20 protein-coding genes, 1 tRNA gene, 1 other RNA gene and 1 pseudogene are annotated in these 23,466 nt (G+C 53.1%); 15 read left to right on the forward strand and 8 right to left on the reverse strand.

Annotation, left to right across the window (positions count from 1 at the left end; genetic code table 11):
- Nucleotides 1-85 precede the first annotated feature (85 nt).
- Nucleotides 86-580 carry a leucine-responsive transcriptional regulator Lrp gene (lrp, locus tag K8W53_RS14465; protein ID WP_000228469.1) on the reverse strand — a complete coding sequence of 165 codons (495 nt, stop codon included), beginning with the start codon at nucleotides 578-580 and terminating at the stop codon, nucleotides 86-88.
- A gap of 546 nt (nucleotides 581-1,126) precedes the next feature.
- Between lrp and trxB the strand changes: the two genes are divergently transcribed.
- The 5 genes from trxB to infA all read left to right on the forward strand — a co-directional run bounded on the left by trxB (nucleotide 1,127) and on the right by infA (nucleotide 6,976).
- Nucleotides 1,127-2,095, forward strand: coding sequence for a thioredoxin-disulfide reductase (gene trxB / locus K8W53_RS14470; RefSeq protein WP_000537406.1), 969 nt, complete (start codon nucleotides 1,127-1,129; stop codon nucleotides 2,093-2,095).
- Between the two features lie 113 nt (nucleotides 2,096-2,208).
- Nucleotides 2,209-3,975, forward strand: coding sequence for a heme ABC transporter permease/ATP-binding protein CydD (cydD, locus tag K8W53_RS14475; protein WP_001044541.1), 1,767 nt, complete (start codon nucleotides 2,209-2,211; stop codon nucleotides 3,973-3,975).
- A complete protein-coding gene (cydC, locus tag K8W53_RS14480) occupies nucleotides 3,976-5,697 on the forward strand; it encodes a heme ABC transporter ATP-binding protein/permease CydC (protein WP_023216394.1) in 1,722 nt (573 codons plus the stop codon). It abuts the gene before it with no gap.
- Between the two features lie 44 nt (nucleotides 5,698-5,741).
- The gene (aat, locus tag K8W53_RS14485) at nucleotides 5,742-6,446 is read left to right on the forward strand and encodes a leucyl/phenylalanyl-tRNA--protein transferase (RefSeq protein WP_001241652.1); all 705 of its coding nucleotides are present in this window, start codon (nucleotides 5,742-5,744) and stop codon (nucleotides 6,444-6,446) included.
- Nucleotides 6,447-6,757: 311 nt separating this feature from the next.
- On the forward strand, nucleotides 6,758-6,976 hold the full coding sequence (infA, locus tag K8W53_RS14495; protein ID WP_001040187.1) for a translation initiation factor IF-1: 219 nt from the start codon (nucleotides 6,758-6,760) through the stop codon (nucleotides 6,974-6,976).
- 90 nt (nucleotides 6,977-7,066) lie between these two features.
- Here the strand turns inward: infA and K8W53_RS14500 are convergent, their stop codons facing one another.
- On the reverse strand, nucleotides 7,067-7,978 hold the full coding sequence (locus tag K8W53_RS14500) for a LysR family transcriptional regulator (RefSeq protein ID WP_000597928.1): 912 nt from the start codon (nucleotides 7,976-7,978) through the stop codon (nucleotides 7,067-7,069).
- Between the two features lie 108 nt (nucleotides 7,979-8,086).
- Between K8W53_RS14500 and K8W53_RS14505 the strand changes: the two genes are divergently transcribed.
- The 6 genes and pseudogenes from K8W53_RS14505 (at nucleotide 8,087) to K8W53_RS14530 (ending at nucleotide 11,231) form a co-directional block, all read left to right on the forward strand.
- Nucleotides 8,087-8,947, forward strand: coding sequence for a pirin family protein (locus tag K8W53_RS14505; RefSeq protein ID WP_000809969.1), 861 nt, complete (start codon nucleotides 8,087-8,089; stop codon nucleotides 8,945-8,947).
- 19 nt (nucleotides 8,948-8,966) lie between these two features.
- Nucleotides 8,967-9,644: a hydrolase gene (locus K8W53_RS14510; RefSeq protein ID WP_000097893.1), complete on the forward strand. Its 678-nt coding sequence runs from the start codon at nucleotides 8,967-8,969 to the stop codon at nucleotides 9,642-9,644.
- A gap of 148 nt (nucleotides 9,645-9,792) precedes the next feature.
- Nucleotides 9,793-9,880, forward strand: a tRNA-Ser gene (locus tag K8W53_RS14515).
- Nucleotides 9,881-9,928: 48 nt separating this feature from the next.
- Nucleotides 9,929-10,065, forward strand: a non-coding RNA gene (locus tag K8W53_RS14520) — RtT sRNA.
- Nucleotides 10,066-10,518: 453 nt separating this feature from the next.
- Nucleotides 10,519-10,872, forward strand: a pseudogene (locus K8W53_RS14525) (tyrosine-type recombinase/integrase); the annotation flags it as partial.
- Between the two features lie 161 nt (nucleotides 10,873-11,033).
- Nucleotides 11,034-11,231, forward strand: coding sequence for a hypothetical protein (locus tag K8W53_RS14530; protein ID WP_024147994.1), 198 nt, complete (start codon nucleotides 11,034-11,036; stop codon nucleotides 11,229-11,231).
- A gap of 212 nt (nucleotides 11,232-11,443) precedes the next feature.
- Here the strand turns inward: K8W53_RS14530 and clpA are convergent, their stop codons facing one another.
- From clpA to K8W53_RS14545, 3 genes are all read right to left on the reverse strand, one after another.
- Nucleotides 11,444-13,720 (reverse strand): ATP-dependent Clp protease ATP-binding subunit ClpA, encoded by a 2,277-nt coding sequence (gene clpA / locus K8W53_RS14535; protein ID WP_000934064.1) that lies wholly within the window; start codon nucleotides 13,718-13,720, stop codon nucleotides 11,444-11,446.
- Nucleotides 13,721-13,750: 30 nt separating this feature from the next.
- Nucleotides 13,751-14,071 carry an ATP-dependent Clp protease adapter ClpS gene (gene clpS / locus K8W53_RS14540; RefSeq protein WP_000520789.1) on the reverse strand — a complete coding sequence of 107 codons (321 nt, stop codon included), beginning with the start codon at nucleotides 14,069-14,071 and terminating at the stop codon, nucleotides 13,751-13,753.
- Nucleotides 14,072-14,166: 95 nt separating this feature from the next.
- On the reverse strand, nucleotides 14,167-14,244 hold the full coding sequence (locus K8W53_RS14545; RefSeq protein WP_212742690.1) for a hypothetical protein: 78 nt from the start codon (nucleotides 14,242-14,244) through the stop codon (nucleotides 14,167-14,169).
- 150 nt (nucleotides 14,245-14,394) lie between these two features.
- Between K8W53_RS14545 and cspD the strand changes: the two genes are divergently transcribed.
- Nucleotides 14,395-14,616 carry a cold shock-like protein CspD gene (gene cspD, locus K8W53_RS14550; protein ID WP_000447499.1) on the forward strand — a complete coding sequence of 74 codons (222 nt, stop codon included), beginning with the start codon at nucleotides 14,395-14,397 and terminating at the stop codon, nucleotides 14,614-14,616.
- A gap of 129 nt (nucleotides 14,617-14,745) precedes the next feature.
- On the opposite strand, the gene macB is transcribed toward cspD, so the two are convergent.
- On the reverse strand, nucleotides 14,746-16,692 hold the full coding sequence (macB, locus tag K8W53_RS14555; protein ID WP_052939253.1) for a macrolide ABC transporter ATP-binding protein/permease MacB: 1,947 nt from the start codon (nucleotides 16,690-16,692) through the stop codon (nucleotides 14,746-14,748).
- Complete coding sequence (gene macA / locus K8W53_RS14560; protein WP_001201753.1) at nucleotides 16,689-17,807, reverse strand: macrolide transporter subunit MacA; 1,119 nt, start codon at nucleotides 17,805-17,807, stop codon at nucleotides 16,689-16,691. The genes macB and macA overlap by 4 nt, the downstream gene beginning before the upstream one ends.
- 145 nt (nucleotides 17,808-17,952) lie before the next feature.
- Here macA and K8W53_RS14565 point away from each other — a divergent pair, with 145 nt between their 5' ends.
- Nucleotides 17,953-18,903: a VirK/YbjX family protein gene (locus tag K8W53_RS14565; protein ID WP_001537300.1), complete on the forward strand. Its 951-nt coding sequence runs from the start codon at nucleotides 17,953-17,955 to the stop codon at nucleotides 18,901-18,903.
- On the opposite strand, the gene K8W53_RS14570 is transcribed toward K8W53_RS14565, so the two are convergent.
- On the reverse strand, nucleotides 18,900-20,558 hold the full coding sequence (locus tag K8W53_RS14570) for an ATP-dependent endonuclease (RefSeq protein ID WP_000599765.1): 1,659 nt from the start codon (nucleotides 20,556-20,558) through the stop codon (nucleotides 18,900-18,902). The two genes, K8W53_RS14565 and K8W53_RS14570, sit on opposite strands and share 4 nt — an antisense overlap.
- Nucleotides 20,559-20,759: 201 nt before the next feature.
- Between K8W53_RS14570 and K8W53_RS14575 the strand changes: the two genes are divergently transcribed.
- Nucleotides 20,760-21,659 carry a lysine exporter LysO family protein gene (locus tag K8W53_RS14575; RefSeq protein ID WP_000491119.1) on the forward strand — a complete coding sequence of 300 codons (900 nt, stop codon included), beginning with the start codon at nucleotides 20,760-20,762 and terminating at the stop codon, nucleotides 21,657-21,659.
- Between the two features lie 143 nt (nucleotides 21,660-21,802).
- Entirely contained in the window at nucleotides 21,803-23,455 is a 1,653-nt protein-coding gene (hcp, locus tag K8W53_RS14580; protein ID WP_052939252.1) for a hydroxylamine reductase, read from the forward strand.
- Nucleotides 23,456-23,466: the final 11 nt, after the last annotated feature.

The following is a 23,466-nucleotide window of genomic DNA, read 5'->3' on the forward strand; positions in this document are numbered from 1 at the left end:
AACAGCACCGGGTTGCCCCGGCACTGTTGCTGTATGGATTAACAGGAGTGTAATCAAACTACAGCGATTTTGCACCTGTTCCGTGTTAGCGTGTCTTAATAACCAGACGATTACTCTGTTTTACCTCTTCCATCACTACGTAAGTTCGGGTGTCGTTCACACCTGGCAAGCGCAGCAACGTCTCTCCCAATAGTTTTCGATACGCTGACATATCCGGTACACGGGTTTTCAACAGGTAGTCGAAATCGCCGGAAACCAAATGACACTCCTGAATCTCTTCAAGCTTTTGCACGGCGGCATTAAACTGTTCAAACACATCCGGCGCGCCGCGATTTAAGGTAATCTCAACGAATACCAGAAGTGACGCATCCAGATAATGCGGGTTCAACAGCGCCGTATAGCCCTGGATAAACCCCTGTCGCTCCAGCCGACGCACACGCTCAAGGCAAGGTGTCGGCGAAAGTCCTACTCGTTTAGAAAGCTCGACGTTGGAAATACGCCCATCCTTTTGCAGTTCATTAAGAATGTTACGATCGATACGGTCGAGATCTTTGCCAGGGCGCTTCTTGCTATCTACCATTATTATTGTCTCTCTGTATTCCTTCCCTACTCCTGCCTGACTCTACTCACATCACTGTTCAGAGTCGCTGCCCATCACAATAGACCGAAACCCAGAGGGATTAACGGCGCGCAATGCCTGGTCTATGGTGAGAAGACCGTTGCCTCGCGGCAGCTATCGACATCACGAATGGCGTCTGTCCACGCCATGCGTAGATTTCACTAGCCCGGTAAACATGGTATTTACATGCATGATTATGCAGCACATACATAACACAGTTTTTTTCTTCCTCGAATGTTTTCGCAAAACAGCAGGTGATTGTCAAAGCAAAACATCGATTTTTAGTACAACATGCCAGTTATTCATTAGAGAGGGCGGTAAACTGTCATTTCGTCACCTTATAAGTTACCGATTTTAATTAAAGTTTGTGATGATAACGTCGCTGTCGCGGTCGTTCATCGGTTCATGCTATTACACATATTGTTAACAAAATCGTTATGCTCTTTTTTTACGTCTGTAAATTCCCTACAATTCTGCTCATTGTCTGCCAACAACTATGGGGATCTCATGGGCACGACCAAACACAGTAAGCTGCTTATTCTGGGCTCAGGACCGGCGGGATATACCGCGGCGGTATATGCCGCACGCGCAAATTTACAGCCGGTACTTATTACCGGTATGGAAAAAGGCGGTCAACTGACTACCACGACGGAAGTGGAAAACTGGCCCGGCGATCCAAACGATTTGACCGGCCCGCTGCTGATGGAACGCATGCATGAACATGCGGCAAAATTTGAAACCGAGATAATTTTTGATCACATCAACAAAGTGGATCTGCAAAATCGTCCGTTCCGTCTGACAGGTGACAGCGCAGAGTACACTTGTGATGCGTTGATCATTGCGACCGGCGCTTCCGCGCGCTATCTGGGGCTGCCATCGGAAGAAGCCTTTAAAGGGCGCGGCGTTTCCGCCTGCGCAACCTGCGACGGTTTCTTCTACCGCAACCAGAAAGTGGCGGTGATCGGCGGCGGCAACACCGCGGTTGAAGAAGCGCTTTATCTGTCCAACATCGCTTCGGAAGTGCACCTTATCCATCGCCGTGACGGTTTCCGCGCTGAAAAAATCCTCATTAAGCGCCTGATGGATAAAGTCGAAAATGGCAATATCATCCTGCACACCAACCGGACGCTGGAAGAAGTGACCGGCGATCAGATGGGCGTTACTGGTCTGCGTCTTCGCGACACGCAGCAGAGCGATAATATCGAGACGCTGGACATCGCCGGACTTTTCGTAGCCATCGGTCATAGCCCAAATACGGCGCTCTTCGAAGGCCAGCTTGAGCTGGAAAATGGTTATATCAAAGTTCAGTCCGGCACCCATGGCAACGCCACACAAACCAGCATCCCTGGCGTATTCGCGGCGGGTGACGTTATGGATCATATTTACCGTCAGGCGATCACCTCTGCAGGTACGGGCTGTATGGCGGCGCTGGATGCTGAACGCTATCTCGATGGTCTGGCCGACGCGAGCAAATAGTTTTTACAAATCAGTAACAAAAGTAAAAAAGGCGACTATAAGTCGCCTTTATTTTTGCGTCGTTGTAACATTGCCCTGCCTGAAATTCCAATAACTCACCTGCTAAGCGTGCAATGAATAAAACCCGTCAAAAAGAGCTGACCCGCTGGTTAAAACAGCAAAGCGTAATCTCCCAACGGTGGTTGAATATTTCCCGCCTGTTGGGGTTCATGAGTGGCGTATTAATTGTCGCTCAGGCCTGGATCATGGCGCGTATCCTGCAACATATGATCATGGAGAACATTCCACGGGAAGCGCTGTTGCTCCCTTTTATCCTGCTGATACTGGTCTTTGTCCTCCGCGCCTGGGTGGTGTGGTTGCGCGAGCGCGTCGGTTTTCATGCCGGACAACATATTCGCTTTGAGATCCGCCGTCAGGTGTTGGATCGTCTGCAGCAAGCCGGCCCAGCCTGGATTCAGGGCAAGCCCGCCGGTAGCTGGGCGACGCTGGTGTTGGAGCAGATTGACGATATGCATGACTATTATGCGCGCTATCTGCCGCAAATGGCGCTTGCCGTTTGCGTACCGCTCTTAATCGTGGCGGCGATTTTCCCGTCAAACTGGGCGGCGGCGCTGATTCTGCTGGGCACCGCCCCGCTCATTCCCCTATTTATGGCGATGGTGGGGATGGGCGCGGCTGACGCCAACCGCCGCAATTTCCTGGCGCTTGCCCGGCTAAGCGGCCATTTTCTTGACCGTCTGCGCGGAATGGAAACGCTGCGAATTTTCGGTCGTGGAGAAGCGGAAACCGAGAGCATTCGCGCAGCATCGCAGGATTTTCGTCAGCGCACGATGGAAGTGCTGCGCCTCGCCTTTTTATCTTCCGGCGTGCTGGAGTTTTTCACCTCGCTTTCTATTGCGCTGGTCGCCGTTTATTTTGGCTTCTCTTACCTGGGCGAGCTGAACTTTGGTCATTACGGTACCGGTGTGACGCTCGCCGCCGGGTTCCTCGCCTTGATCCTCGCGCCGGAGTTTTTCCAGCCATTACGCGACCTCGGCACGTTTTATCATGCTAAGGCGCAGGCGGTTGGCGCGGCGGATAGTCTGAAGACGTTTCTGGAAACGCCCCTCGCCCACCCGGCGCGCGGCGAAGTTGAGCTGGCGGAAAACGAACCTGTAACCATTGACGCAGTCAATCTTATTATCACCTCGCCAGAAGGCAAAACGCTTGCCGGGCCGCTGAATTTCTCATTAGCGGCAGGAGAACGCGCCGTCCTGGTAGGACGCAGCGGTTCCGGTAAAAGCTCTCTGTTGAATGTATTATCCGGTTTTCTCTCCTATCAGGGCTCTTTGCGTATTAACGGTGTCGAGCTTCGCGATCTCTCGCCGGAATCCTGGCGCCAGCATCTCTCCTGGGTTGGACAAAACCCGCAATTACCTGCGGCGACGCTACGCGAAAATGTATTACTGGCGCGCCCGGACGCCAGCGAGCAGGAACTTTATGCCGCGCTTGACGCCGCATGGGTAAGCGAGTTTTTACCGCTGCTGCCGCAGGGAGTAGACACCCCGCTCGGCAATCATGCCAGCAGACTTTCCGTCGGCCAGGCACAGCGTGTAGCGGTCGCCCGTGCGCTACTTAATCCCTGTCAACTGCTACTGCTGGATGAACCAGCGGCAAGCCTGGACGCTCACAGCGAGCAACGCGTCATGCAGGCGTTAAAAGCGGCGTCAAAACGCCAGACCACATTAATGGTGACGCATCAGTTGGAAGATCTCGCCGACTGGGACGCTATCTGGGTTATGCAAGATGGCGCGATTGTCGAACAAGGCAGTTATGCCGAACTCAGCGCCGCCAACGGCGCTTTTGCGACGTTATTGGCTCACCGTCAGGAGGATATTTAAATGCGCGCGCTACTCCCTTATCTGACGCTTTATAAACGCCACAAATGGATGCTAACGCTGGGAATTGCGCTGGCAATCCTGACCCTGCTTGCCAGTATCGGGCTGCTGACGCTTTCCGGCTGGTTCCTGTCCGCGTCCGCTATCGCAGGCTTCGCGGGAATTTACAGTTTTAACTATATGCTCCCGGCGGCCGGCGTGCGCGGCGCGGCCATTACCCGTACCGCCGGTCGTTATTTTGAACGTCTGGTAAGTCATGACGCCACGTTCCGCGTGCTGCAACATCTGCGTATTTATACCTTCAGCAAACTTTTACCGCTCTCCCCCGCGGGTCTGGCGCGTTATCAGCAAGGTGAACTGCTGAACCGCATCGTTGCCGACGTCGACACGCTGGATCATCTCTATTTGCGCGTCATCTCCCCGCTGGTCGGCGCTTTTGTAGTGATTATGATTGTCACCCTGGGGCTTAGCGTTCTCGACGTGACGCTGGCGATCACGCTGGGCGGCATTATGCTGTTGACGCTGTTTATTATGCCGCCGGTGTTTTATCGCGCCGGCAAAAATACCGGCCAAAATCTGACGCATCTACGAGGTCAGTATCGCCAACAGCTCACGTCATGGCTACAGGGCCAGGCGGAACTCACCATTTTTGGCGCCAGCAAACGCTATCGGGCGCAAATGGAAGCCACCGAATTACAATGGCATGAGGCCCAACGCCGACAGTCTGAACTGACCGCCTTATCGCAGGCGTTAATGCTGTTGATTGGCGCGCTGGCGGTGACGTTAATGTTGTGGATGGCCTCCGGCGGCGTTGGCGGCAATACGCAGCCCGGCGCGCTCATCGCGCTGTTTGTCTTCTGCGCGCTGGCGGCTTTCGAGGCGCTTGCGCCCGTTACCGGCGCATTCCAGCATCTGGGGCAGGTTATCGCCTCTGCGCTTCGTATCACTGAATTAACGGAGCAAAAACCGGAGGTGACCTTTCCACAGGCAGAAACTCCCGCGCCGGAAAAGGTCACACTCACCCTGCGGGACGTTTCGTTTCGTTATCCCGACCAGCCGATTAATGCGCTCAATGCCCTCTCATTACAGGCTAATCCTGGCGAACATGTCGCTATTCTGGGGCGTACCGGCTGCGGAAAATCAACGCTGTTGCAGCTACTCACCCGCGCCTGGGACCCGCAACAAGGCGAAATTCTGCTCAACGATCTTCCGCTATCCTCGCTGAGCGAATCCGCCTTACGCCGGACTATCAGCGTGGTGCCGCAGCGTGTCCACCTGTTCAGCGCCACGCTGCGTGATAATTTATTACTGGCGGCGCCCAATGCCAGCGACGAAGCCCTTTCCGACATGCTGCGTCGCGTCGGCCTCGAAAATCTGCTCGAAGATAGTGGGCTTAATAGCTGGCTCGGCGAAGGCGGTCGTCTGCTATCCGGCGGCGAACTTCGTCGCCTGGCCATCGCCCGCGCGCTGTTGCACGATGCCCCGTTGATGCTGTTGGATGAGCCCACTGAGGGGCTGGATGCGACCACCGAGAGCGAAATGCTGGAATTACTTGCTGATGTGATGCGCGAGAAAACCGTCCTGATGGTGACTCACCGTTTGCGCGGCCTGGCCCGTTTTGATCAAATCATCGTAATGGACGACGGGCGCATCATTGAGCGAGGCACTCATGCAGAATTGTTAGCCGGACAAGGGCGCTATTATCAGTTTAAACAACGTCTGTAAGCTATTATTGAACGATCCGACTTGCATACTGGAGTTTCGCCGTCATGCGTCTGGTTCAGCTTTCCCGACATTCTATCGCCTTCCCTTCGCCGGAAGGCGCTTTACGCGAGCCTAACGGTTTACTGGCGCTGGGCGGCGATCTCAGCCCTGCCCGGTTGTTAATGGCCTATCAGCACGGGATTTTCCCGTGGTTTTCGCCGGGCGACCCGATTCTGTGGTGGTCGCCCGATCCGCGCGCCGTGCTGTGGCCTGAAAAGTTTCACCTCAGTCGCAGCATGAGGCGCTTTCACAACGCATCCCCTTACCGCGTGACGCTCAATTACGCTTTCGACCGGGTCATTGATGGATGCGCCAATCACCGTGACGAAGGCACCTGGATAACGCGTGGTATTGAGGAAGCCTATCGCCGATTACATGAATTGGGCCACGCGCACTCCATTGAAGTGTGGCGCGATCGGGAACTGGTCGGCGGGATGTATGGCGTCTCGCAGGGGGCGCTGTTTTGCGGCGAATCGATGTTTAGCCGCCAGGAGAATGCCTCCAAAACCGCACTGCTGGTTTTTTGCGCTGAATTTACCCGTCACGGCGGTAAACTTATTGATTGTCAGGTACTTAATAGTCATACCGCCTCGCTCGGCGCCATTGAAATTCCACGTCGTGACTACCTCGATCACCTCGCGGCCTTACGCCAACAGCCGCTGGCCTCCCGTTTTTGGGTGCCGCGGACATTATTTTTGCCCCGGAAGTGAATGTTTTCGGCACATTTTTTATTGGGGTGTTATAATTGCTGCCGCAGAATTGGTTTAGCTCATTATCCCGCAGCCCGTTGTCAGGTAACGCCCATCGTTTATTTCACCGTTCCCTTATATGTTGCGCTTATGTCGATACATCAGGCGGTAGTATCAGGGAAAAGGTGTATAACGCGGCGTTGTCGTGTGTCGCGGAATCATGTGCTAAACCTGGTTTGCTGTGTTTTAAACGCACAAATCTTTACTTATCAAAAGAAGTTCGGCATTATCTTGCCGGTTCAAATTATGGTAGTGATACCCCAGAGGATTAGATGGCCAAAGAAGACAATATTGAAATGCAAGGTACCGTTCTCGAAACGTTACCTAATACCATGTTCCGCGTAGAGTTAGAAAACGGTCACGTGGTTACTGCACACATCTCCGGTAAAATGCGTAAGAACTACATCCGCATCCTGACGGGCGACAAAGTGACCGTTGAGCTGACCCCGTACGACCTGAGCAAAGGCCGCATTGTCTTCCGTAGTCGCTAATTGTCTCCTCACGCCCTGAAGGGCGGCTGGATAAAAGGTCGGTTTAACCGGCCTTTTTTGCGTCCATTAAGTCGATGAATGACGAGCAGGTTACTCTTCCACCATCCGCGCATACTCTTCCGTCAAAAAATCGACCAACGCGCGTACGGAAGGTAATAATCCTCGCCGGGATGGGAACACAGCATGAATAACCTCCCGCCGGGGCTCCCACTCTTCCAGCACCGCGACCAGTTCACCGGCGGCCAGTTGTTCTTTCACCATTAAGACAGGTAACTGCACAAGCCCCACGCCCGCCATCGCCGCCTCGCGTAGCGCCAACATGTCTGTAGTAATCATACGCGGGGTAAAATGGACTTCCGCACGCGCGCCCTGCGGGCCGTAAAGTTCCCAGCGGTGGATATGCTTGCCGGATGCAAGACTTAGCCCTGGCCAATGGCTCAACTCCGCCGGCGCGGAAGGGATTCCCATCCGTGCGATAAGATCCGGGCTGGCAAACAGGCGATGCCCTCTGTCAGCCAGGACGCGCATCACCAGGTCGCTATCCTCAAACGGGCGCGGCCTGACGCGAATCGCCACATCCACCCCCTCCCCTACGACGTCCACCCGACGATTGGTTGCTTCAAGCTGTAGCGAAACATCAGGATAACGCGCCATAAATTTCGCCAGCATTGGGCCGATGTGTACATGCAGCAGCGTCACCGGGCAGGTCAGCTTCACGATACCGCGAGGTTCTACCTGCAATGCGGCAATGGCATCCTGCGCCGCCTGAGCTTCCACCAGCATCGCTTTACAGTGCTCATAGAATGTTTGTCCCACTTCGGTAACGTTAAACTGCCGGGTGGTTCGCTGAATCAATCGCACGCCCAGCCGTTCCTCCAGTTGCGCAATACGCCGGCTCAGTTTTGATTTTGGTTCATCAAGCGCACGCCCCGCCGCGGCAAACCCACCCTCTTCGACCACATGCACAAACCACGCAAAATCATTGAGATCCGTTTTTATCATTACATTGTCCTATTAATGGAACGGTATGAGCCATTTTAGCCACTACCGAACCTTTTGTCATGAATATAAGCTTATTCACATCAAGACAACGCCACTGAGGAGAACACCATGAAACAGATTACAGGCGTCTATACCGCACCTCGCCCGCACTGGGTTGGCGATGGATTTCCGGTTCGTTCACTCTTTTCTTATCAGTCACATGCGCAGCAGTTGAGTCCATTCCTGCTGCTGGATTATGCCGGGCCGCACACATTTACGCCGGGTAATGAAAAACGCGGCGTTGGGGAGCATCCACACCGCGGTTTCGAGACCGTGACGATTGTTTATAGTGGCGAAGTCGAGCATCGGGACTCTACCGGTCGCGGCGGCGTTATCGGCCCGGGCGACGTTCAGTGGATGACCGCAGGCGCAGGCATTTTGCATGAAGAGTTCCATTCCGACGCGTTTACCCGTCGGGGCGGCGAACTGGAAATGGTGCAGTTGTGGGTTAACCTTCCAATGAAGGACAAAATGACCACCCCGGGTTATCAAAGCATTACCCACGATGTTATCCCGACCGTTACGTTGCCGGATGACGCCGGAGTCGTGCGGGTCATCGCAGGGCGTTATGAAGAGACAAAAGGCCCGGCGCACACTTTCTCGCCGCTCAATGTCTGGGATATGCGCCTGCAACGCAATCGCCAGCTTACATTGGCACAGCCGGAAGGATGGAGCACCGCGCTAGTGGTACTGAAAGGCAATATCACGGTGAACGGCACGACGCCGGTCAACGAAGCGCAACTGGTGGTGTTGAGCCAGCAAGGGAAAACGCTGCACCTTGAGGCCAGCAGCGACGCCAGCGTATTGCTGTTATCAGGCGAGCCGCTGAATGAACCGATTGTGGGTTACGGCCCATTTGTTATGAACACGAAACAAGAGATCGCAGAAGCAGTCCGCGATTTCAACTCCGGCCGTTTTGGCCAAATCTGAAAACATGAAGGAGAACACGATGTCAAGTCCTGCTAATTTTAATGGTTTGCGCCCGGTAATTGATGTTAACGATTCCGTGATGCTTTTAATCGATCATCAAAGCGGTCTTTTCCAGACCGTAGGCGATATGCCAATGCCGGAATTACGCGCTCGCGCCGCGGCGTTGGCGAAGATGGCGACGTTAGCGAAAATGCCGGTCATTACCACGGCATCCGTACCGCAAGGTCCGAACGGCCCGCTGATCCCGGAGATCCACGCTAATGCGCCACATGCGCAGTACATTGCGCGCAAAGGTGAAATTAACGCCTGGGATAACGAAGATTTCGTTAAGGCGGTAAAAGCGACGGGTCGTAAGACGCTGATCATTGCCGGGACGATTACCAGCGTGTGCATGGCATTCCCGGCCATTAGCGCGGTAGCGGAAGGCTATAAGGTATTTGCCGTGATCGACGCATCCGGCACCTACAGTAAGATGGCGCAGGAGATCACCCTGGCGCGTATCGTACAGGCTGGCGTCGTACCGATGGATACTGCCGCAGTCGCCTCTGAGCTGCAAGGCACCTGGAACCGTGAAGACGCCGCCGCGTGGGCCGACGTTTATACTCAGGTATTCCCGGCCTATCAACTGCTGATCGAAAGCTACAGCAAAGCGCAGGATGTGGTGAAAAACAACGAAATGTTGGATTCACAGCGTTAATTTGCCTCCCCGCGCCAGTTTGGGCGGGGATTATGTCTATTGCATGAGCAAACGACAGTGAATATGTAAATTCTGCTTGACCGTTTTAGCGCAACTCCCTATAGTAGCGCCCCGTTGCCCCCCAAGTGGTCAGGCAGCAATACAATATGGTGAGGTGTCCGAGTGGCTGAAGGAGCACGCCTGGAAAGTGTGTATACGGCAACGTATCGGGGGTTCGAATCCCCCCCTCACCGCCATATTTAAGCTGAGAGCCTGTACAGAAGTACGGGCTTTTTGCTTATATGTATCCCCCAAACCAAGGGGGGATGAGAACCACCGACCGGGGTTCGACAACTGGCGCAGCCAGTTGGACAGACCGGGCGCGCAGCGAACGGGCTGCCCGAAGGGCGAGCGCAACGAGTCAATCCCCCCCTCACCGCCATATTTAAGTTGAGAGCCTGTACAGAAGTACGGGCTTTTTGCTTATATATATCCCCCAAACTAAGGGGGGATGAGAACCACCGACCGGGGTTCGACACAAAAATGCCGGGAGCGTTTTTGAACAGAGCTTGCTCTGGCCCCGAAGGGGCGAGGCCCAGGGATGGGCTGAGTAGCGGCGCAGCCAGTTGGACAGACCGGGCGCGCAGCGAACGGGCTGCCCGAAGGGCGAGCGCAGCGAGTCAATCCCCCCTCACCGCCATATTCAAGAAAGAGCTCGTACGAAAGTACGGGCTTTTGTATCTAAACTTCTTGTTTTTGCTGTGATTTTCCTGACAAAAGGTTCGTTTTGGACCTTTGGTTGCTATAGGGAAGTTGCTGTAGATTCTATAAAAACCGCCCCACTCCCCTACCTAAAACGCTTTAGAAAAGTTTGCATAAGTATCTCTCGGTAGTAAAAAAGCACCGAGTTCCTCTGTCTGATTCTGCCGTTGCTTTATTAGAAGGCTTACCGCGTTTGAAAAATAACAATCATGTATTCCCTGCCCCTCGCGCTGAAACACTTTCTGATATGTCGTTATTGGCTGCATTGAAACGAATGGAATATACCAACTTAACGCAGCATGGCTTCCGTTCTACTTTCCATGAGTGGGCTGGTGAAACAACGGACTATCAACGTGAGGTTATTGAACATGCGTTGGCGCACCAGTTGGCAGATAAGGCTGAAGCAGCGTATCAGCGTGGGACGTTATGGCCTAAACGGGTGGCGTTGATGGATGATTGGACGGGGTATAGCACTGCCAACAGCTAAGCTACCTGTACGAAAGCATTATCGTTGATAACAACGTAGAAAGTGTGATGCTAATAGCATTCGCTTTCGAAAATGTGATAAGTAATAATTTCATACTGAACTATTTCTTATATAATTATTATCATAATTTGCAAATTACATAACCCACTCAAGGAGAGGTTATGCCCGGACTGATAGGCTACTGGAAGCAACTTCCCACCAAAGATGAATATATTAAAAAACACAACTGTAGCAAAATATCCTGCTACAGTTGTGGTCACGAGAAATTCAGCGATGTTGGTTTGATACAGGTATGGGATAATCACAGAAGAATTCTTTGTGCTAAGTGTAAGACTACTCTTTTCAGAGAAGAGGATTAGTTTTTTTGGCATTGGTAACAGCGGCTTCAGCATCCCTTTTCACGCAGCGGGTCGGGCTTTTTTTTCGCATTTGACCCGTCGATTACCGGATGATGACGCAATTTACAAGCGCCTTGTCCGCCTACCGCGAGCACAACGCCATCAGGCTAACTATTAGCCGGCGTAAAAAAACCGGGCGCTAAGGCCCGGTTTGTACGGCAGTGAAACGAAGATTAATGCGCGGCTTCCGGCTTGTGCTTTTGCGCACTCTGGAAGCCATACGTCAACGCATTTTTCTCTTTATCCAGCGCGACGGTGACCTGTCCGCCATCAACCAGCGATCCAAACAGCAACTCATTGGCCAGCGGTTTTTTCAGGTTATCCTGAATCACACGCGCCATCGGTCGTGCGCCCATCGCCCGGTCATAGCCCTTTTCCGCCAGCCAGTCGCGCGCTTCCTGACTGACTTCCAGAGAGACGCCTTTCTGATCCAACTGAGCCTGCAACTCGACGATAAACTTATCGACAACCTGATGAATCACCTCGCCAGACAGATGATCGAACCAAATAATGTTGTCGAGACGGTTACGGAACTCCGGCGTAAACACTTTCTTGATCTCGCCCATCGCATCGGTACTGTTGTCCTGATGAATAAGACCAATAGATTTACGTTCGGTTTCTCGCACGCCGGCGTTGGTGGTCATCACCAGCACCACGTTGCGGAAATCCGCCTTACGGCCATTGTTATCGGTCAGCGTACCGTTATCCATCACCTGCAGCAGCAGGTTAAAGACATCCGGGTGCGCTTTTTCGATCTCATCCAGCAACAGCACCGCATGAGGATGCTTAATCACCGCATCCGTCAGCAGCCCGCCCTGGTCGAAACCGACGTATCCCGGAGGCGCGCCGATCAAACGGCTCACCGTATGACGTTCCATATATTCGGACATATCGAAGCGCAACAGCTCAATACCCAGCGCTTTTGAAAGCTGTACCGTAACTTCAGTTTTCCCTACGCCAGTTGGCCCGGCGAACAAGAATGAGCCGACAGGTTTATGCTCATGGCCCAGACCCGCACGACTCATCTTAATAGCTTCGGTCAGCGCCTCAATCGCGTTATCCTGGCCGAAGACCAGCATTTTCAGACGATCGCCCAGGTTCTTCAGCGTATCGCGATCGCTCTGCGAGACGCTCTTTTCAGGAATTCGCGCAATTCGCGCCACTACGGACTCAATATCCGCCACGTTGACCGTTTTCTTACGTTTGCTCACCGGCATCAGACGCGCCCGAGCGCCCGCTTCGTCAATCACGTCAATGGCTTTATCCGGCAGATGGCGGTCATTGATATATTTTACCGCCAGCTCGACCGCCGCACGCACCGCTTTCGCGGTATAACGCACGTCGTGGTGCGCTTCGTACTTAGGTTTCAAGCCGTTGATAATTTGCACCGTCTCTTCCACCGAAGGCTCGGTAATATCAATTTTCTGGAAACGGCGCGCTAATGCGCGGTCTTTCTCAAAAATATTGCTGAATTCCTGATAGGTCGTTGAGCCGATCACCCGGATCTTGCCGCTGGAAAGCAGCGGTTTAATCAGATTTGCCGCATCCACCTGTCCGCCCGACGCCGCGCCAGCGCCGATAATGGTATGGATTTCATCGATAAACAGGATGCTGTTGGTATCCTGCTCAAGCTGTTTCAGCAACGCCTTAAACCGTTTTTCAAAATCGCCGCGGTATTTGGTGCCCGCCAGCAGCGAACCGATATCCAGAGAGTAAATGGTGCAATCGGCCATCACTTCCGGCACATCGCCCTGCACGATACGCCAGGCCAGCCCTTCGGCAATCGCCGTTTTGCCGACGCCGGATTCCCCTACCAGCAACGGGTTATTTTTACGGCGACGACACAAGACCTGGATCGCGCGTTCCAGTTCTTTTTCACGACCAATCAGCGGATCGATGCCGCCCACGCGAGCAAGTTGGTTAAGATTCGTCGTGAAGTTTTCCATACGTTCCTCCCCGCCAGCTTGTTCGTCGCCAGTTGGCTGATTGCCGAGATCGGAAGATTGGCTCGGTTCGTCTTTTCGCGTCCCGTGAGAAATAAAGTTCACGATATCCAGACGGCTCACTTCATGCTTACGCAGCAGATAAGCCGCCTGTGATTCCTGTTCGCTAAAGATAGCCACCAGCACATTCGCGCCAGTCACTTCACTACGCCCGGAAGACTGAACGTGGAAGACGGCACGTTGCAGGACACGCTGGAAACTTAACGTCGGCTGCGTATCACGCTCTTCTTCACTGGCAGGCAGTACGGGTGTGGTTTGTTCAATGAAGGCTTCGAGTTCCTGACGGAGCGCCACCAGATCCACGGAGCATGCTTCCAGCGCTTCGCGAGCCGATGGGTTGCTGAGCAGCGCCAGCAACAGATGCTCGACGGTCATAAACTCATGACGGTGCTCGCGCGCTCTGGCGAAAGCCATGTTTAAACTGAGTTCCAGTTCTTGATTGAGCATAGGCACCTCCCCCAATTTTTATACCTGCATTCAGGCTTTTTCCAGCGTACACAGCAACGGATGCTCGTTCTCCCTTGCATACTTGTTCACCATCGCCACTTTGGTTTCCGCCACCTCGGCGGTGAACACGCCGCAGATGGCTTTGCCTTGATAGTGAACTGCAAGCATCAATTGCGTTGCACGTTCTACATCATAAGAAAAGAATTTTTGTAACACGTCAATAACAAACTCCATCGGAGTGTAGTCATCATTGACTAATATCACTTTATACATAGATGGCGGTTTTAGCGCGTCGCGCACGCTATCTTCCACCAGCTGGTCAAAATCCAGCCAATCGTTCGTCTTACCCATTGTCAGTCGTCATTATCGGTTACGGTTGTCGGCAGAAAAATCTGCCGCTGACCAGAGTCTATGCACACAATCAATCTACCTCAATTGATAGATAACTAACATCTATCAGTACCATCCGCGACATCTGTCACATTCCCGGCAATAGCGTTAACTGCTTCAAATTTTTGATTCATTTTTACCCGTTCCCCCCTGCCTGATGCTTGACGCCTCGCCTGATTTCTCTAAATTGTAATGTCGAGAGTTGGTGAGGTTTTGAACAGCCCCCACTCCGTCACCGGTTCATTCCATCTTACTTATATAAGATTTACGAAGGATGTCGAAGCATGGAAACGGGTACTGTAAAGTGGTTCAACAATGCCAAAGGGTTTGGTTTCATCTGCCCTGAAGGCGGCGGCGAGGATATTTTCGCCCATTATTCCACCATTCAAATGGATGGTTACAGAACGCTTAAAGCCGGACAGTCTGTCCGGTTTGATGTCCACCAGGGGCCAAAAGGCAATCACGCCAGCGTCATCGTGCCCATCGAAGCAGAGGCCGTTGCATAGCTCCTCTGTCTCATTGTGTACATCCAGGAGGCAAAATGCCAGCCCGATCGGCTGGCATTTTTATTTAACGCCAGTGCCTGATAGCGACACTGTTGCATCTTATCAGGCCGACAAATGACGTCAGCGAGATTACTCCCTTGCCAGCGCCTCCACCGGGTCCAGTCGCGCCGCGTTTCTCGCCGGTAGCCAGCCAAACAGTATCCCGGTAAACGTCGAACATAAAAACGCGCTCGCCAGAGCAGTCAGTGAAAAACCGATCTCCCAGCCGGGCAGGAAAAGCTGTAGCATAAATGCGATGAACATCGACAAGCTAATCCCCAGCGCTCCTCCAACCAGACAAACCAGCACCGCTTCAATAAGAAACTGCTGTAGCACATCGCTGGCGCGCGCGCCTACCGCCATACGGATGCCGATTTCACGCGTTCGCTCGGTGACGGAAACCAGCATAATATTCATAACACCGATGCCGCCGACAACCAGCGAAATGACGGCCACCAGCGTCAGAAATAACTGAAGAGTATAGGTGGTTTTTTCAGCCGTTTTCAGGACGCTGTCCATATTCCAGGTGAAGAAGTCTTTTTTACCGTGGCGTAAGGTGAGCAGGCGGGTAAGCTGCTGTTCAGCCTGATCGCTATCAACGCCATCTTTCACACGAACGGTGATCGAGTTAAGCCATGACTGACCCATTATGCGATCTGACATCGTGCTATAGGGCAACCAAACTTGCAACAGATTGCTATTGCCGTACATGGACGGTTTCTCTTCCGCCACGCCAATAACAATAACCGGCATATTACCCACCAGCACCACTTCCCCTACGACATTCGCTTTATTTGGAAATAGCTGGCGTCGCGTGTTGGCATCCAGCACCACCACCTGCGCGCGATCCTGTTGCTGTACAGCATTGAAGGTGTTCCCCTCCCTAAAAGACATGCCGTAAACGTTAAAATAATCGCCACTGACGCCATTAGCATTTACGGCAATATCAATATTGCCATAGCGAAGACGTAGGCTCTTTGAAACGCTGGGCGTCGCAGAGTTAACCCACGGCTGTTTCTGAATAGCCACCAGATCGTCATATTTCAGCGCCTGTCGATACTGCGGGTTGTCGTCGCCAAAATCTTTGCCTGGATGAATATCAATCGTGTTAGTGCCCATAGCGCGGATATCCGCCAGTACCATCTTTTTTGCGGCGTCGCCGACCACCACAATCGACACCACCGACGCAATACCGATAATAATTCCCAGCATGGTCAGTAAAGTACGCATTTTGTTAGCGGCCATCGCTAACCACGCCATCGACAGCGCTTCGCGAAAGCTGCTGGCAAATTGCCGCCAGCCGGGAGCCGTATTAACTACGGCAGCGTCAACGCCCTGTTCGCGTTTCTTTTCCTGCGCGGGCGGATTATGGACAATCTTGCCATCGTGAATTTCAATAATCCGCTCCGCCTGGGCGGCAATCAGCGGATCGTGCGTCACAATGATCACCGTATGTCCGCGATCGCGCAGTTGGCGCAAAATCGCCATCACCTCTTCGCCGGAATGGCTATCCAGCGCGCCGGTCGGCTCATCCGCCAGAATCACCTGTCCGCCGTTCATCAGCGCGCGGGCAATGCTGACACGCTGCTGCTGTCCGCCAGAAAGCTGTGAAGGTGGGTAATCGACGCGATCGCTTAATCCCAGCCGCAAAAGCAACTCTCTGGCGCGCGCCTGGCGTTTTTTGCGTTCAATACCGGCGTAGACGGCGGGGATTTCAACATTTTGCGCTGCCGTTAAATGCGACAACAGATGGTAGCGCTGAAAGATAAAGCCAAAATGCTCACGCCGCAGCTGCGCCAGCGCGTCCGGGTCCAGCGTCGAGACGTCCCGCCCCGCCACCCGATAAGTGCCGCTGGTCGGTTTATCCAGGCACCCGAGGATATTCATCAGCGTTGATTTTCCAGAACCGGAAACGCCGACGATCGCCACCATCTCCCCGGCGTGGATTTGCAGGGAGATATCTTTCAACACCGCCACCTGTTCTTCTCCGGAGGGGTAGCTGCGACTCACATTGCGCAGTTCAAGCAATGCCGTCATGGCGTCGCTCCTGGCCTGCTTTCGCCGATGATCACCTCATCGCCCGCTTCCAGACCTTTAACCACTTCCACGTCTGTATCGTTACGCTCGCCAATGACCACTTCGCGCTCACGTTTTTCGCCGTTACGCAACAGCGCCACTTTATAACGATTGCCGCCCACCGGTTCGCCAAGCGCGGCGAGAGGAATAATCAACACATTTTTGACATCCATGAGTTGAATATAAACCTGTGCGGTCATATCAAGACGCAAGATTCTTTTGGGATTCGGCACTTCAAACCGGGCGTAATAAAAAATAGCATCGTTGATCTTTTCCGGCGTCGGCAGAATATCTTTTAAAACGCCTTCATAGCGCGTTTGCGGATCGCCTGCAATGGTGAACCATGCTTTCTGCCCCGCCCGAAGATGGATCACGTCCGCTTCCGAGACCTGCGCTTTTACCAGCATGGTGCTCATATCCGCCAGCGTCAGAATATTGGGCGCCTGCTGAGCTGCAATCACCGTTTGTCCTTGCAGGGTAGTGATTTGCGTCACTTCCCCCGCCATGGGGGCGACAATACGGGTATATTCCAGGTTGGTTTTCGCGGTGTCCAACGAGGCCCGATTACGTTTGATCTGGGCATCTATGGTGCCAATACGCGCCTGTTTAACCGCCAACTCCGTCGCCGCAGTATCCAGATCCTGTTGCGATACCGCCTGAGTCTTAGCTAACTGCTGCTGGCGCGCCAGCGTAACCCGCGCCAGCTTTAACTCAGCGGCTGCCTGCTGACGCTCCGCGTTCAGCTCCATCAGGGTGGCCTCGACCTCTTTTATCTGGTTCTCCGCCTGATCTGGGTCAATCACGCCGAGTAGCTGATCTTTTTTAACGTTATCGCCAATGGAGACCAGCAGCGTTTTCAACTGGCCGCTCACCTGCGCGCCGACATCCACTTTACGCAACGCGTCCAGTTTTCCCGTCGCCAGTACACTCTGTTCAAGATCGCCTGGCCGCACGATTAATGTCTGATAAGTTGGCAGCGGCGCATTTAGCATTCGCCAGCCAGCCATCCCCCCCACTAAAAGAATTAAAATAATGACCAGATAACGCTTTTTAAATTTCTTTCCCTTAGCACGCATAGAAACCCTGACGGCAAAATTTTAACCAGAAAGTAAACCGTATCTAAACAAAGCTGACGCAATAAAGATAGCGCCGGCTGTATTGACGATTGGTTAATGTTTCCTGTGGTTCAATCTCGACAATCTTATGTCGCGGATTACGATCATGACACAGCTTACAGATAATACCTGGTACACATCAGATTACATCTCTCCTTTACAATTATTTATTCGTCTGACGCGCGGGCAATTACAGCCAGGAAAATTCTGGCGTAAAGCCAGCTTTCGTCGCAAGTTTTTAATCCGCTCATTAGTCATGCCGCGTGCGACCAGCCAATTACTGACCAATCTCACCCAATGGCCGGAGTTAAATACGTTACTTGCTCGTCAGCCGCGTTTGCCTATTCGGCTACATCGTCCTTATATGGCTGTAAATATTAAACGCGATTTCGCCTTAGACGCTCTGTGTTTTCATTATCAACAGATGCGCCAACTTTTATCGCGGGAACAACAAGTTAGCTATTTAAGTCAGTATGGCCTGAATCTTGCTAAATTTGAAACTAAAACCGGCGAGTTGTTTCAACTTGATTTAGTCAGTCTGGTCTCACTGGATAAAGAAGGTGAAAGCACTATTGTTGTTCGCGACGCACAGTTACGTATTCTGGCAGAGATCACATTTACTCTGTGTCGCTTTAACCAACAACGCACACTATTTATCGGCGGATTACAGGGCGCGGCAAACGACGTCCCTCACGAAATTATCCAGCAGGCGACCAAAGCCTGCCATGGTCTTTTTCCCAAACGCATCGTGATGGAGGCTCTCTGTCAGTTTGCGCAAGTCTTTCAGGCAGAAAAGATTATAGCTGTGAGTAACGATGCGCACGTTTACCGTAGCTGGCGATACATGGATAAAAAGACGCAAATGCATGCCGACTATGACGCGTTTTGGGAATCGTTAGGCGGTGAAAGAATTAAAGGAAATTACTATGCGCTACCGCTGGCGATCGCCCGAAAAAGCGAAGCGGAGATCGCCAGTAAAAAACGGGCCGAGTATCGCCGCCGCTATGCGTTACTCGATAGCGTCGTCGAACAGGTTCCGGCCACATTCAAACGTTAATCCGCCCGGCCCCGCGCCAGCCAAACCACGCGCGAGAACATCTTTCTGAACAGCGGCGGCACGGCGTCAATTCCCCGCCGCCCGGCTTCCATCGCGACTTCAATCGCCAAATCCGGCTTTGACGAGCGGTGGATAGCTTTAGTGATAATTTTCCGGGTATTCATCGGCACATTAGGCGGAAGCTGCGCAACCCGGTGAAAAACATCGGCAAAGCCCTGACGATACATAAAATGTTCCATATCCAGCGCAGGCAGCGCCGTGAGATGTTCGCGTTCTTCTTCCCGATCGTTATTAAGCAGACTGCGGACCGTCGCGGCATATTTTTTCCCCGCTTCGTCGCCATCCACCAGGACATGCCACTCGATTCCCATACGGCGGGCGAACTTCACCAGCGGTTTCAGGCCAGACTGAGCAAACTCAATGACTTTAATGCCCTCCGCATCAAAATGATGTCCACACTGACGCGCCAGCTCATTAATAACCCAGGTTTCCGTCTCGCCTTCCACCAGTAGCCAGCAACGCGCAAACAGCGACGACGCGCGATTAAAGCGGATATGAAAGGCGATGCGCCGTCCATCTTCCGCGCTTAACCCGCCCGGGCCCAGACGCCAGGCGGCGACGCGGGAAGATTCACGCACCAACCGTACGACATGCTCCACCGGCGTTAGCGAGAGCAATTCGCCTGAGTTGGTTGTCGCTATCCGCTGTAGCGGTAACAGATTGAGCAATTGCCAGGCGACTGAAAGCATAATGGGATGTAAACGGGTTTCCGGATCTTCCACCAGCAGTAATGGTCGCGCGTCTTTATGTAACCGCAGCGTCCCTTTCGCCTGTAACAGCGTGGAGAAAAGCCCCAGCAGGATCACCCGATGCGACCGGCTGCCCGGTTTGTCGATCATCCGATTAATAATATCCAGATAGCGCCAGCTACGCTGCTCATTTTGCGAACGTCGGCGCATGAGTCGGTGACGCGCCTGTCCTGCGCCCTGCTCTGAGAAATAGTGTTCAAGCAGTTGCACCATCGCGGACAGTCCCTGACGAATCTGCCCGTCGGTTAAATTTTGCGGCCGGGTCGCCAGCTCACGCGCCAGAAAATCCAGCTGTCGGGCCGTGACTTCAACATCCGGCACATTGGGCACCGTACCGTTGCGAATACGTCGCATAAAGCGCGCATCGCGCAAACGTAGCACTGGCATCAAACGAACCAGGTGGCGCACCTGATCGTTAATATTTTCCACCAGTAATGGCTGCCCATCGCTATTGAGAAAACTGCGCAGCGTCATCACGCTGCCATCGGCGCCGCATTCGCCCTCTAGCCGATAAAAAATACGGTGAAAATCATCCTCGCAAGGCGACCAGCATGCTTCCAGCGCTCGATAACGACGTACCCGATGCCGCCCTGGCTGCGTTTCGCGAAAAGTCAGAATAATATGCAGGTGATGCTCGCGTCCTTTTATGTCGCCAGGCGGAAACCAGAAATCCTCACGGACAAAATGGTAGAGATCGAGTTCCGGCGACAATAACAGAGTCAGCGCATCCAGCAGGCTGGATTTTCCCCAGGCGTTTTCCCCAATCAGCACGTTGTTTTGCTCCAGCATCAACGACAGTCGGTTGATACCGCGAAATCCTACTATTTCAACGCGTTCGAGAATCATGCTTCCTCCAGAAAAACGTCATCACTCCATAAAATTCACCGCAGTATAACGGCAAATGCGTCCGCCTGGCGTGATATTCCCCCCCTTTGCCTGGGGCAAATGTCTGATAAATGTACGGCTGACGGTGTCACTTTACTGATAGTCTGGAATTCGGTAGTGTCATGTACGCTATTCAAACAATAAAAAAGGGCCCGGCTGTTCATGTTTTCAGGACTTTTAATCATTCTGGTTCCACTGATTGTGGGCTATCTCATTCCACTGCGACATAAAGCCGCATTACAACTCATTAACCGGCTACTGAGCTGGATCGTGTATCTTATTCTCTTTTTTATGGGAATAAGCCTGGCGTTTTTGGATAACCTCGCCAGTAATCTGGTGGCGATTTTTCATTATTCCGCCGTCAGTATTACGATTATTTTATTGTGTAATATCGCTGCCTTATTGTGGCTGGAACGTATCCTCCCGTGGCGTCACCATCATCAGCAGGAAAAACTGCCTTCGCGTATTGCCATGGCGCTGGAGTCGCTACAACTGTGCGGCGTAGTGGTATTGGGGTTTGTTATCGGCCTGAGCGGACTCTCTGTTTTACAGCACGCCACCGAAGCCAGTGAATATACGCTGATCTTTTTATTGTTCCTGGTGGGGATTCAGCTACGAAATAGCGGCATGACCTTAAAGCAAATTGTGCTTAACCGTCGGGGAATGATGGTCGCGGTCGTTGTCGTGGCAAGCTCATTACTGGGCGGCGTGATTAATGCGTTTATCCTGGACTTACCGCTAAAAACCGCCATGGCGATGGCGTCAGGTTTCGGCTGGTACTCTCTTTCCGGTATTTTGCTGACGGAGTCGTTTGGACCGGTTATCGGCAGCGCGGCATTTTTTAACGATCTGGCCCGCGAGCTCTTAGCCATTATGCTTATTCCCGGCCTGGTTCGCCGCAGCCGTTCAACGGCGTTGGGCCTGTGCGGAGCGACCTCAATGGACTTTACGTTGCCGGTATTACAGCGCTCCGGCGGCGTAGAGATTGTTCCGGCGGCTATCGTACATGGCTTTATCCTCAGCCTGCTGGTCCCCCTCTTAATGGCGTTCTTCTCGGCCTGATACCTCTTTGGCGGTAGGCATCTGCCGCCAAAATTGCGCTAAATCAATCTCCTTGCACATTATGGCAGAAATCCCTTTTATCCCTTTGTTCACAGGCATAACCTTAAACATGTATATTGAATATAACTTTAAAAGGTGTGACCATGTTTTGTGTGCAATGTGAACAAACCATCCGTACACCAGCCGGAAACGGCTGCTCCTACGCGCAGGGAATGTGCGGTAAAACAGCTGAAACGTCCGATCTGCAGGATCTGCTGATTGCGGCTTTGCAAGGTTTGTCTGCCTGGGCGGTGAAGGCCCGTGAATATGGCATCATTAATCACGACGTTGATAACTTTGCGCCGCGCGCGTTTTTCTCCACGCTGACCAATGTTAACTTCGACTCTCCGCGTATCGTCAGCTACGCCCGTGAAGCGATTGCCTTGCGTGAAGCGTTGAAAGCGCAGTGCCTGAGCGTGGATGCCAATGCGCATTGCGACAATCCGATGGCCGATCTGCAACTGGTTAGCGACGATCTGGGCGAACTGCAACGTCAGGCGGCGGAATTTACCCCGAATAAAGACAAAGCCGCCATTGGCGAGAATATCCTCGGCCTGCGTCTGCTGTGCCTGTACGGTCTAAAAGGCGCGGCGGCGTATATGGAGCACGCGCACGTTCTCGGTCAATACGACAACGACATTTACGCCCAGTACCACAAAATCATGGCCTGGCTCGGCACCTGGCCTGCTGATATGAACGCGCTGCTGGAGTGCGCAATGGAAATCGGCCAGATGAACTTTAAAGTGATGAGCATTCTGGATGCCGGTGAAACCACCAAATACGGCCACCCAACGCCGACTCAGGTCAACGTCAAAGCGACTGAAGGCAAGTGCATTCTGATCTCCGGTCACGATCTGAAAGATCTCTACAACCTGCTGGAGCAGACCGAAGGCACCGGCGTTAACGTCTACACTCACGGTGAAATGCTGCCCGCACATGGCTATCCGGAACTGCGTAAATTCAAGCATCTGGTCGGTAACTACGGCAGCGGCTGGCAGAATCAGCAGGTCGAGTTCGCCCGCTTCCCTGGCCCAATCGTGATGACTTCTAACTGCATTATCGACCCGACCGTGGGCAGCTATGACGACCGTATCTGGACCCGTAGCATCGTCGGCTGGCCGGGCGTTAGCCATCTTGAAGGCGATGACTTCGGGCCGGTCATTGCCCAGGCGCAGCAAATGGCGGGCTTCCCGTATAGCGAAATTCCGCATCTCATCACCGTCGGTTTTGGCCGTCAGACCCTGCTCGGCGCTGCCGATACGCTCATCGATCTGGTCAGCCGTGAAAAACTGCGCCACATCTTCCTGGTCGGCGGCTGTGACGGCGCGCGCGGCGAGCGTAACTACTTTACCGATTTCGCCACCAGCGTACCGGATGACTGCCTGATCCTGACCCTGGCGTGCGGTAAATACCGTTTCAACAAACTGGAGTTCGGCGACATCGAAGGGCTGCCGCGTCTGGTCGATGCCGGTCAGTGTAACGATGCTTACTCCGCGATTATCCTGGCGGTGACGCTGGCGGAAAAACTGGGCTGCGGCGTCAACGATCTGCCGCTATCGCTGGTGCTCTCCTGGTTTGAGCAGAAAGCGATCGTGATTCTGCTGACGCTGCTGTCATTAGGCGTGAAAAATATTATCACCGGGCCGACCGCGCCGGGCTTCTTCACGCCGGATCTGCTGGCTATCCTCAACGAGAAGTTCGGTCTGCGTTCCGTGACCACCGTTGAAGAAGACATGAAGCAATTGCTGAGCGCGTAAGGAGGTCAATA

The organism is Salmonella sp. A29-2 (assembly GCF_020150755.1).
GTDB classification, from domain to species: Bacteria; Pseudomonadota; Gammaproteobacteria; order Enterobacterales; family Enterobacteriaceae; genus Salmonella; species Salmonella enterica.